Annotated in this window: 10 protein-coding genes; 6 read left to right on the forward strand and 4 right to left on the reverse strand. The window is 74.1% G+C overall.

Annotation, left to right across the window (positions count from 1 at the left end):
• Positions 1-127: 127 nt before the first annotated feature.
• On the reverse strand, positions 128-397 hold the full coding sequence (locus PLP61_RS11080; RefSeq protein ID WP_324502774.1) for a hypothetical protein: 270 nt from the start codon (positions 395-397) through the stop codon (positions 128-130).
• A gap of 139 nt (positions 398-536) precedes the next feature.
• On the opposite strand from PLP61_RS11080, the gene PLP61_RS11085 reads away from it, so the two are divergent.
• The gene (locus PLP61_RS11085) at positions 537-1,724 is read left to right on the forward strand and encodes an RCC1 domain-containing protein (RefSeq protein ID WP_324502775.1); all 1,188 of its coding nucleotides are present in this window, start codon (positions 537-539) and stop codon (positions 1,722-1,724) included.
• Here the strand turns inward: PLP61_RS11085 and valS are convergent.
• Positions 1,696-4,257, reverse strand: a complete 2,562-nt coding sequence (gene valS / locus PLP61_RS11090) for a valine--tRNA ligase (protein ID WP_324502776.1) — start codon at positions 4,255-4,257, stop codon at positions 1,696-1,698. The genes PLP61_RS11085 and valS overlap by 29 nt on opposite strands.
• 77 nt (positions 4,258-4,334) lie before the next feature.
• Between valS and PLP61_RS11095 the strand changes: the two genes are divergently transcribed.
• The gene (locus PLP61_RS11095) at positions 4,335-5,240 is read left to right on the forward strand and encodes a GNAT family N-acetyltransferase (RefSeq protein ID WP_324502777.1); all 906 of its coding nucleotides are present in this window, start codon (positions 4,335-4,337) and stop codon (positions 5,238-5,240) included.
• 45 nt (positions 5,241-5,285) lie between these two features.
• Complete coding sequence (locus PLP61_RS11100; protein WP_324502778.1) at positions 5,286-5,636, forward strand: carboxymuconolactone decarboxylase family protein; 351 nt, start codon at positions 5,286-5,288, stop codon at positions 5,634-5,636.
• Positions 5,637-5,645: 9 nt separating this feature from the next.
• Here PLP61_RS11100 and PLP61_RS11105 read toward each other — a convergent pair whose 3' ends face one another.
• Positions 5,646-7,304: an alpha/beta fold hydrolase gene (locus PLP61_RS11105; RefSeq protein WP_324502779.1), complete on the reverse strand. Its 1,659-nt coding sequence runs from the start codon at positions 7,302-7,304 to the stop codon at positions 5,646-5,648.
• 74 nt (positions 7,305-7,378) lie between these two features.
• Here PLP61_RS11105 and PLP61_RS11110 point away from each other — a divergent pair, with 74 nt between their 5' ends.
• Genes PLP61_RS11110 through ndk form a run of 3 tightly spaced genes read left to right on the forward strand, consistent with a single transcriptional unit; the run spans position 7,379 to position 9,556 of the window.
• Positions 7,379-8,737 carry a bifunctional folylpolyglutamate synthase/dihydrofolate synthase gene (locus PLP61_RS11110; protein WP_324502780.1) on the forward strand — a complete coding sequence of 453 codons (1,359 nt, stop codon included), beginning with the start codon at positions 7,379-7,381 and terminating at the stop codon, positions 8,735-8,737.
• The gene (locus PLP61_RS11115; RefSeq protein WP_324502781.1) at positions 8,734-9,141 is read left to right on the forward strand and encodes a DUF4233 domain-containing protein; all 408 of its coding nucleotides are present in this window, start codon (positions 8,734-8,736) and stop codon (positions 9,139-9,141) included. Before PLP61_RS11110 ends, PLP61_RS11115 begins: the two co-directional genes overlap by 4 nt.
• A 4-nt stretch (positions 9,142-9,145) precedes the next feature.
• The gene (gene ndk, locus PLP61_RS11120; RefSeq protein WP_324502782.1) at positions 9,146-9,556 is read left to right on the forward strand and encodes a nucleoside-diphosphate kinase; all 411 of its coding nucleotides are present in this window, start codon (positions 9,146-9,148) and stop codon (positions 9,554-9,556) included.
• 25 nt (positions 9,557-9,581) lie between these two features.
• On the opposite strand, the gene PLP61_RS11125 is transcribed toward ndk, so the two are convergent.
• A partial coding sequence (locus tag PLP61_RS11125) for a phosphatase PAP2 family protein (protein WP_324502783.1) occupies positions 9,582-10,197 on the reverse strand: 616 nt, incomplete at its 5' end.

A 10,197-nucleotide genomic window follows, 5' to 3' on the forward strand; every position in this document is an offset into this window, starting at 1 on the left:
CGCGCGTCGCCTCGATGATCAGCTCGGAGGCCGCGTATGCGATCGCCAACGCGCGGTCGAAGTCGCCCCCGCTCGCGGCAGGAACGCGCGCGGCCAGCGCGACGCCCGCGCTCATCAGCTCGCCCCATTAGGCCGCGGTCGTCGAGACCGGTTGAAACGGCTCGGCCGGCATCCGGTAGAGCGCCTCCGCCAGCGCGCGGCGCTCCGGGAGCAGCGCGTCCCAGCCCGCGCCCAGCGCTTGCGCGCTCGTGGAAGCGACGCCGTGCAGTTCGGCCAACGCATGCTTGTCGACCACGACCACGGCCGGCACTCCGGAGCGGACCGGGGCCACCGCCAGGACCGGGTACGCGACCCGGGCCACCGCCAGCACCGTGGTCACCACCGGGGCCACTGGCACCACCACGGTCGGGCACGCGGCCACCGCTGACACCGGCGCCGTACCGGCGTAGTCTCGTCGCGTCGGACCCGGTCCGACCAGGCAGGCTGGGGGAGGCCACCCATGGGGTGGTGCGGTCCGGAGGGGGAGGTCGCGCCGGATGAGGATCGACGTACGACGGTGGTCGGCCGCGCTGGTGTCCGCGCTCGCCGTCCTCGGCCTGGTGGGGCTGGGCGGCCCCGTCTCCGCCGCGACCACCCCCTCGGTGCCCTGGACCTGGGGCGGCAACTCCTACGGGGAGCTCGGCGACGGCACCACCACCGCGCGGCCCACGCCAGGGCCGGTCATCGGCCTTCGTGACGTCGTGGACATCCACGGAGGCCGCGAGCACGTGATCGCCCTGCGCGCCGACGGGACCGTGTGGGTGTGGGGCAGCAACGTCCAGGGCCAGCTCGGCCTGGGCACCACCGCCAACGTGTCGCGGCCCACCCGGGTGCCGGGGCTGTCCGGCATCACCGCCGTGGAGTCCGGGCACAACCACTCCCTGGCGCTCACCGCCACCGGGACCGTCTGGGCCTGGGGCCTCAACGCCGACGGCCAGCTCGGGGACGGGACCACCGTCCGCCGGCGCTCGCCGGTGCGGGTCTCGGGCCTGACCAACGCAGTGGCGATCGCCGCGGGCCGCGACATGAGCTACGCGGTGCGGGCCGACGGCACCGTCGTCGGGTGGGGCCGCAACGCGGAGGGACAGCTCGGTGACGGCACCACCACCCGGCGACTGACGCCGGTGCGGGTCGGCACCCTGACCGACGTCGTCGGCCTGGCCGGCGGGCGTGACCACGGCCTGGCCCTGCGCTCGGACGGGAGCGTGTGGGGCTGGGGCGCCAACGCCTACGGACAGGTGGGGGACGGCACGCTGGTCAACCGGACCAGCCCGGTGCAGGTGCTGACCGCGGGCGTCGCGGAGCTCGCCGCCGGAGCGCACCACTCCTACGCCCTGCGCACCGACGGCCGGGTGTGGGCGTGGGGCCGCAACTACCGGGCCAACCTCGGCGACGGCACCACCCGGACCCGCCGTACGCCGGTGCTCGTCCGCGGCGTGAGCGGGGCCGTGTCGATCGGCTCGGGGCGCGACCACGGCCTGGCGGTGCTCGCGGACGGCACCGTGCGGGCCTGGGGCTACAACGCCGGCGGACAGCTCGGCGACGGCACGACGCTGAACCGGTCCACCGCGGTGACCGTCCCCGGGGTGGCCCACGCGGTGAAGGCCGGCGGTGGCGGCCAGGCCTACTCGGTGGTGCTCGTGGACGCGGGGACGGCTACTCCGGCCGCAGCACCTCCGCGCTGACGGCGAGCTCGCCCTCGCCGGGGGTGAAGGTGAGCGCCCCGGTGATGCGACCCACCGCCCGCAGGTCCGCCTCGGCCAGGGCCGCCGCACGCAGCAGCGCGGCGGGACCCCTGACGGCCACCTCGCCCAGCTCGGTTCGCATGGACACCTTGGCCTCGGACTTGGCGCCGCGGACCCCCGCCAGCACGGCCGACACCGCGCCCATCACCCCCGGCTCGCCCCCGCCGGGCAGCTCCCCGGCGGTCGGCCACGTGCTGTGGTGCACCGACCCTTCCTGCCACCACGACCACACCTCCTCGGTCACGTACGGCAGGAAGGGGGCCAGCAGCCGAAGCTGGACGTGCAGCGCCCGGGCCAGCGCCCCCCGGGCCGACGTGGTCGGTGCACCGCCCTCGGCGTAGGCCCGCTCCTTGACCAGCTCGAGGTAGTCGTCGCAGAAGGCCCAGAAGAACCGCTCCACGGCCTCGAGCGCGGTCGTGTAGTCGTACTCGTCGAACGCCTCGGTGGTCCTGGCGACCACGTCGGCCAGCCCGGCGAGCAGGGCCAGGTCGACCGGCTCGGTCACCGCGGCGTCCGGGTCGGTCGCGCCGACCGAGCCGAGCACGAACCGGGAGGCGTTGAGGACCTTCATGGCCAGCCGGCGGCCGACCTTCATCTGTGTCTCGTCGAACGGCGAGTCGAGCCCGGGCCGCGACATGGCCGCGCGCCAGCGCACGGCGTCCGCGCCGTAGCGGTCGAGGATGTCGGTGGGGACGACCACGTTCCCCTTGGACTTGCTCATCTTCTTGCGGTCCGGGTCGACCACGAACCCGGAGATGAGCGCGTGCGACCAGGGCACCGTGCCGTTCTCGAAGTGGGCCCGGACGACCCTCGAGAAGAGCCAGGTGCGGATGATGTCGTGGGCGTGGGTGCACAGGTCCATCGGGAAGACCCGCTCCCAGAGGTCCTCGTCGTGCTCCCACCCGCCGGCGATGTGCGGGGTGAGCGAGGAGGTCGCCCAGGTGTCCATCACGTCCGGGTCGCCGATGAACCCGCCGGGCTTGCCGCGCCGGCCCTCGTCGTACCCGCGGGGGGCGTCGGTCGACGGGTCCACGGGGAGCTCGGACTCGGTGGGGAGCAGCGGGTGGTCGTAGTCCGGCTCACCGTCGGCGTCCAGCGGGTACCAGACCGGGAACGGGATCCCGAAGAACCGCTGCCGGGAGATCAGCCAGTCGCCGTTGAGCCCTCCCACCCAGTTGTCGAAGCGGTGCTTCATGTGGGCGGGGATCCAGGCGATCTCGGCACCGCGCTCCAGCATGTCGCCGCGGACCGTCGCGTCCCGCCCGCCGTTGCTGATGTACCACTGCCGGGTGGCGACGATCTCCAGCGGCTTGTCGCCCTTCTCGTAGAAGTTCGTCATCCGGGTGGTGGGGGTGGGCTCGCCCGCCAGGTCGCCGGACTCGCGCAGCAGCCCCACCATCGCCTCGCGCGCGCCGAAGGCGGTCCGGCCGGCCAGCTGGGCGTACGCCGTGGCGGCCGGCTCGTCGGCGAGCCACTCGGGCGTCTCCCGGTGCAGGCGCCCGTCCCTGCCGATGACGGTCCGCACGGGCAGCTGCAGCTCACGCCACCACTGGACGTCGGTGAGGTCGCCGAAGGTGCAGCACATCGCGATGCCGGCGCCCTTGTCCGGCTCGGCGGCGGCATGGGCGAGGACAGGGATCTCCACACCGAAGACCGGGGAGGTCACGGTGGTGCCGAAGAGCGGGGCGTAGCGCTCGTCGTCGGGGTGTGCGACGAGCGCCACCACCGCCGGGATGAGCTCGGGACGGGTGGTCTCGATGTGCAGCGGGCTCCCGTCGGGACGGTGGAAGGCCACCCGGTGGTACGCGCCGGCGTACTCCCTGGCCTCGAGCTCGGCCTGGGCCACCGCGGTCTGGTAGGTGATGTCCCACAGCGTCGGCGCCTCCTGCAGGTATGCCTCGCCGCGGGCGAAGTTGCGCAGGAAGGCCCGCTGGCTGACGGTGCGGGCCTTCGGGCCGATGGTGGTGTAGTGCTGGGTCCAGTCCACCGAGAGGCCCAGCTGGCGCCACAGCGACTCGAACACCGCCTCGTCCTGCTCCACCAGCTGCTCGCACAGCTCGATGAAGTTGGGGCGGCTGATCGGGATCTGCCGCTTGGGGTCGGGTCTCTCGGGCGCCACGAAGTCCGGGTCGTAGGGCAGCGAGGGGTCGCACCGCACGCCGTAGTAGTTCTGCACGCGGCGCTCGGTGGGCAGGCCGTTGTCGTCCCAGCCCATCGGGTAGAACACCGACTTGCCCCGCATCCGCTGGTAGCGGGCCACCAGGTCGGTGTGGGTGTAGGAGAAGACGTGGCCCACGTGGAGGCTGCCGCTGACCGTCGGTGGGGGCGTGTCGATGGAGTAGACCCCGGCGCGGCTGCGGGTGCGGTCGAACCGGTAGGTGCCCTGCTCCTCCCAGTGTGCGACCCAGCGCTCCTCCAGCCCCTCCAGCGCCGGCTTCTCGGGGACGGTGACGGGGCGGTCGGGTCGGGTCATGGCCGAAATCCTAGGGGCGGGCCGGAGCGGGGCGAAAACGAGTGACACCCCGCACCGGTGGCCGGGTACGGTGCCGCATGGTCAGTCTGGAGTTCCTCACCGATCCCGCGGAGTTCCTGCGCCGCACCGCCGACCACCTGGCCGCCGACCCGGTGACGGCCACCGTGGTGGCCACGGTGACCGCCCGGCTGGCCGACGAGGACGCCGCCGGCGTACGTCGGGACCCGGCCGTGCCGCGGTGGTGGCTGGTGGTGACCGACGACGCGGGCGGCATCGTGGGCGTGGCGATGCGTACGGCCGTCGGCCCACCCCACGCGCTGTTCCTGCTGCCGATGCCCGAGGAGGCCGCACTGGGCCTGGCCCGGGCCCTGCACGCGCGGGGGGAGTGGACCGCCGGCTTGAACGGCGCGCTGCCGGCCACCCGGGTGTGCGCGGAGGAGGTGGCCGCCCTCTGGGGCGGGACCGTCGCGGTCGACCTGCACACGCGGCTCTTCGAGCTGGGGGAGCTGGTGCCGCCCCGGCCGGCGCCGGGGAGGCTGCGTCGCGCGGACACGGGGGACCTGGAGCTGGTGGTGGCGTGGTACGGCGCGTTCCACGCCGACGCCGACGCCCAGGCCGGACGGACCCCGGGGACGAGCGCCGACGCGGACCCTCCCGACCCGGAGGGGCTGCTGCGCCGGATCGCCGCCGGCGAGGTGTGGCTCTGGGAGGACCCGTCCGGGCGACCGGTGCACCTGACCGGAGCCAGCCGCCCCCAGTTCGGGGTGGCCCGGCTGGGCCCGGTGTACACCCCCGCCGAGCACCGGGGTCGCGGCTACGGCGGCGCCACGGTGGCCGAGGTCTCGCGGCGGCTGCGCCGCTCAGGGGCGCGCGTGTGCCTGTTCACCGACCAGGCCAACCCCACCTCGAACTCCCTCTACCAGACGCTCGGCTACCGGCCGGTGGTCGACATGGTGAACCTGGTGGTGGGCCGTCCCAGCTGAGGAGATACCGTGGGGGGTATCGACTTTCCCCAAGGAGGAGACCTCATGGGCAACCACGGCCCCGACGTTCTGGCCGACCTGCGCGGCCCCTCGCGCGAGCTGCGGCGGCTGATCCCCGAGGTGTACGACGGGTTCAGCAAGCTTCACGGCGCGGCCCTCGCCGGCGGCGCCCTGGACGCCAAGACCAAGGAGCTGATCGCCCTCGCGGTCAGCGTGAGCACCCAGTGCGACGGGTGCATCGCGTCCCACGCGCGAGGGGCGCACCGGCAGGGGGCGACCGCCCAGGAGGTGGCCGAGGCCATCGGCGTCACCCTGCTGATGGACGGCGGTCCGGCGACCGTCTACGGTCCGCGGGCACTGGCGGCCTTCCAGGCCTTCGCCAACCCCGAGGCCTGACCGGCTCCGTCAGCCTCCGGCCTGCGGGCGCCACCGCGCGAAGGGGCGCAGGGAGCCCTCCAGGCCGCTGTAGAGCGGGTGGTCCTTCGGACAGACCGTCCCCTCCGGTGGCAGCGCGCCCGAGGCGAAGTACGCGTCGAACGCCGCCGTGACGCAGGAGTTGGTGAGCGCGGCGTGCCCCCAGCCGTCCATGAGCAGGAAGCGTGACCCCTTCAGCAGGGTGGTGAGCCGGCGCGCGCCGGACACCGGGGTCGCGGGATCGTGTGAGTTGCCCACGACCAGGACCGGGTTGGCCGGGGTGACCTCGAAGGGACCGGTGAACGCGTCGGCGTGAGCCGCGGCCAGCCAACCGCTGCACGGTGCGGACGTCCAGGTCCACAGCGACCCGAACCACGACGAACGCCGGTCCTGCGACCGTCCGGCGTCCCACCAGGTGGGGCGACCGCGCGGGTTCCGGCTGTCGGCGCACGACACTCCGAGGAACGGGTCGGCGGCGTTGACGATCCTCCTGGCCAACGCGGTGGGGGTGTACGGCGCGCGTATCACGTCGCGGGCCCGCTGCCGCAGCTCGGCCAGGCTCATCACCGGACGTCCCCGGGGCGGGCGGCCGACCGCGAAGTTGCGGGCGTAGAGGTCCTGCAGCGACAGCGCCAGGTAGGTGTAGTCGTAGTTGTCGTAGAGCAGACCGAGCGTGCCGCCGACGAGGTCCTGGTAGGTCACCGTCGAGCCGTAGTAGCGCAGCCGGTCCGCGCGGGCCCGCCGGACCAGCTGTTGCCACTTCGTGCCGGCCCGCGGCGCCAAGGCGCACGACCGGCGCCCCATCCGGTCGCACTCGGCCAGAGCGCTGGTGAGGGCCTCGTGGGAGCCCTGGGCGCTGTCGATGCGGGTGGTGAAGGGAAGTGCCGAGGTCGTGGCGTCGCCGGTGGCCCACTGGACCGGGTCGAGGACCCCGTCGACCACGAACCGCCCCACCCGGTCGGGGAACATTGCGGCGTACACGGCCCCGAGGTAGGTGCCGTAGGAGACGCCGTAGTAGTTCAGCTGCTCCTCGCCGATCGCCTGGCGGACCAGGTCCATGTCGCGTGCGGTGTCGGCGGTCGACATGTGCGCCACCACCTGGCTGGGTGACTCCTTGCAGGCCCGGTTGAAGTACCGGCCGTCGCGCCAGACCGAGCGTGACTGCCGCACGGTGACCGGGAAGAGGTACCTCTGGGCCGGGGCCGGTTGGCTGGTCTTGCAGACCATCCGCGAGTGCGGGCCGACCCCGCGGGGGTCGATGCCGATCACGTCGTAGTGCAGCGCCACCGTGTCACCGAGCAGGTCCGCGCCGTACGCCGCGAAGTCGCGGGCGCTGCCCCCCGGCCCTCCGGGGTTGACGAAGAGCGTGCCGAGCCTCCCGGCCGCGTCCAGGGCCGGTTGCTTGAGCAGGTCGAGGGTGAGGGTCGGACCGGTGGGGTCGTCGTAGTCCAGCGGCACGGGAACCTCGGCGCACAGGACGTGGCCGAAGTCCGGGCACCGGTGCCAGCTGATCGTGGGCACGGGGGCCACCACCCCGGACTCGGGTGCGGCCGCGACGACGGGAGAGAGTGGCGCCGCGAGCCCGAGCCCGAGCGCGGCGGCCGCGGCCGTGAGCAGGGCGAGCAGGATGCGGCTGGTGCGTGCGGCCATGGGAGCCCCCGATCCGAGAGTGGGTGGTCGGGCCACCTGAACGGCAGGCTAGCCCCACTACACTCGTCTGCGCCATGACCGAGACCCCCCACCCGCGGCCCGCCGAGTCCTTCGCCGAGGCCGAGGACGCACTCCTGTCGCGGTGGCCGGAGACCCGTCTCGAGCCCTCGCTCGACCGGATCCGGCTCTTCACCCACCTGCTCGGGGACCCCCAGACGGCGTACCCGGTGGTGCACCTGACCGGCACCAACGGCAAGACGTCGACCTCACGGATGATCGACACGCTGCTGCAGGCTCTGGAGCTGCGGACCGGGCGGTTCACCTCGCCGCACCTGGAGCGGATGAGCGAGCGGATCTGCATCGACGGCGCCCCGCTCACCGACGAGGAGTTCGTGCACGCGTTCAACGACGTGGCGCCCTACACCCATCTCGTCGACGACCAGGAGCCGTACCCGCTCTCGTTCTTCGAGACCATCGTGGCCATGGCGTACGCCGCGTTCGCCGACGCCCCGGTCGACGTCGCGGTGGTGGAGGTGGGCATGGGCGGGACCTGGGACGCGACCAACGTCGCCGACGCCGCGGTCGCCGTGGTGCTCCCGGTGGCGGTCGACCACGAGCGCTACCTCGGTGACGACCCGGTCCAGATCGCGGTCGAGAAGGCCGGCATCATCAAGCCGGGGGCGACCGCCGTGCTCGCGCAGCAGTCCGCGGCGGTGGCCGAGGTGCTGCTGCGCCGGGCGGCCGAGGTCGGTGCGACCGTGGCCCGTGAGGGCCTCGAGTTCGGGGTGGTGTCGCGAGTGCCGGCCGTGGGTGGGCAGCTGCTGGCGCTGCAGGGGCTGCGCGGCCGGTACGACGAGGTGTTCCTGCCCCTGCACGGCGCCCACCAGGCGCAGAACGCCGCCGTCGCCCTCGCCGCGGTCGAGGCGTTCGCCGGCGAGCAGCCGCTGGCCGAGGAGCTGGTCCGCGCCGCGTTCGCCCAGGTGAGCTCCCCCGGGCGCCTGGAGGTCGTGCGCCGGGGACCCACGGTCGTGCTGGACGCCGCGCACAACCCGCACGGTGCCCGAGCCACGGCTGCGGCGCTGGAGGACTCCTTCGCCTTCCATCCGCTGGTCGGGGTGGTCGGGGTGATGGCCGACAAGGACCACGAGGGGCTGCTCGCCGCCTTCGAGCCCCACCTGGCCCACGTCGTGTGCACCCAGAACTCCACCGACCGGGCGCTGCCGGCCGCGGCGCTGGCCGAGGTCGCCCGGGAGGTGTTCGGGCCTGACCGGGTCAGTGTCGCCCCACGACTCCTCGACGCGATCGACCAGGCTGCGGCGCTCGCCGAGGCCGGGGAGGCGTTCGGCGATGCTCCCGGGAGCGGCGCGGTGCTGGTGACCGGGTCCGTGGTGACCGTGGGCGAGGCGCGAACGCTGCTGCGGAGGGGCGCATGAGCGAGAGCCAGAGCCAGCCGCAGGGGCCGGGCCGGTCGCCGCGACGTGGCATGTGCGCCGCGGTGCTGAGCCTCGAGGCCGTCACGCTCGGGCTGACCGCGCCGGTGATGATCGCGGTCGCCGGTGTCCCGGTCGCGACCGCGCTGGTCGTGGGCCTGGGGCTCGCGCTGGCCTGCCTGGTGCTCGCGGGGCTGCTGCGTCACGAGTGGGCGTACCTGGCAGGCTGGGTGGTCCAGGGCGCGGCGGTCGGTCTGGGTCTCGTCATCCCCGTGATGTTCGTCCTCGGCGGGATCTTCGCGCTGCTGTGGGGGACGGCCGACACCCTGGGCCGCAAGATCGAGCGCGAGCGCGCCGCGGCGTACGCCGCCCACGGCCGCTCCGACGGCCCGTCGTCGCTACGCTGAGCCCATGACCCAGCGCACGCTCGTCCTGCTCAAGCCCGACACCGTCCGGCGGGGGCTGATGGGGCAGGTGCTCGCCCGCTACGAGGCCAAAGGGCTGCGGGTGGTGGCGATGGAGCAGCGGACGATCGACGCCGGCCTGGCCGACCGGCACTACGCCGAGCACGTGGCCAAGGACTTCTACCCGCCGCTGCGCGACTTCGTCCTGAGCGGTCCGCTGGTCGCGATGGTCCTCGAGGGGGACCAGGCCGTCGAGGTGGTGCGTCTCCTCAACGGTGCCACCGACGGTCGCGTGGCGGCCCCGGGCTCGATCCGTGGCGACCTGAGCCTGTCCAACCGGGAGAACCTCGTGCACGGCTCGGACTCCCCGGAGTCAGCGGCCCGTGAGATCGCGCTCTGGTTCCCCGACCTGGCCTGAGGCGAGTGTCCCGGCTGGGGTGCGGTCACCGGGTGGTCAGTCGGTCGCCGAGCCGGGAGACCAGCCTCCCCAGCAGGGCGCCGGTGGCCGCGCCGACGAGCACGTCACCCGGGTAGTGGACCCCGGTGTACACGCGCGAGAACGCCACGGTCGCCGCGGCCGCACCGAGCGGCACACGCAGCTGCGGGACCACGTCGCCCACCGCCACCGCGAACGCCGCCGCCGAGGCGGAGTGCCCGGAGGGGAACGACGTCGACGTGGGCATCGGCACCCACCGCGGTTCGGGTACGCCGTGCCGGTCGCGCTCCGGACGACGACGGCGCCCCAGCAGCTTCATCGGCTGGTTCACCACCAGCGAGGCCAGCCCGATGGCAGCCACGCCGGTCACGGCCGCGCGGCGTCCGGCCGGCCCGCCGGCCGCCGCGAGCACCCCTGCGGTCAGGAACCACGGCTTGGAGTGGTTGGCGAAACCCGAGAGCCGACGCAGCGGGGCGTCGAGGGCGGGGGTCGAGACGCGGGCGACGGCGGCGTACCCGGCCCGGTCGAACCTCCCCAGCCCCCGGAGCAGCCGTGCCGCCCGCGGGGCGGCGGCCCCCGGGGGGGCGGGGGCGAGACGGCGGGGCAGGGGCGCCCCCGCCGGG

Origin of the sequence: Nocardioides sp. (genome assembly GCF_035429765.1) — a bacterium.
Lineage (GTDB): Bacteria > Actinomycetota > Actinomycetes > Propionibacteriales > Nocardioidaceae > Nocardioides.

Bases quoted from the DNA above. Each gene is read 5' to 3' on its own strand.
- PLP61_RS11110 (WP_324502780.1), top strand. From the start codon at position 7,379: ATGACCGAGACCCCCCACCCGCGGCCCGCCGAGTCCTTCGCCGAGGCC.
- PLP61_RS11105 (WP_324502779.1), bottom strand. From the start codon at position 7,304: ATGGCCGCACGCACCAGCCGCATCCTGCTCGCCCTGCTCACGGCCGCG.
- PLP61_RS11095 (WP_324502777.1), top strand. From the start codon at position 4,335: ATGGTCAGTCTGGAGTTCCTCACCGATCCCGCGGAGTTCCTGCGCCGC.
- PLP61_RS11085 (WP_324502775.1), top strand. From the start codon at position 537: ATGAGGATCGACGTACGACGGTGGTCGGCCGCGCTGGTGTCCGCGCTC.
- valS (WP_324502776.1), bottom strand. From the start codon at position 4,257: ATGACCCGACCCGACCGCCCCGTCACCGTCCCCGAGAAGCCGGCGCTG.
- ndk (WP_324502782.1), top strand. From the start codon at position 9,146: ATGACCCAGCGCACGCTCGTCCTGCTCAAGCCCGACACCGTCCGGCGG.
- PLP61_RS11115 (WP_324502781.1), top strand. From the start codon at position 8,734: ATGAGCGAGAGCCAGAGCCAGCCGCAGGGGCCGGGCCGGTCGCCGCGA.
- PLP61_RS11100 (WP_324502778.1), top strand. From the start codon at position 5,286: ATGGGCAACCACGGCCCCGACGTTCTGGCCGACCTGCGCGGCCCCTCG.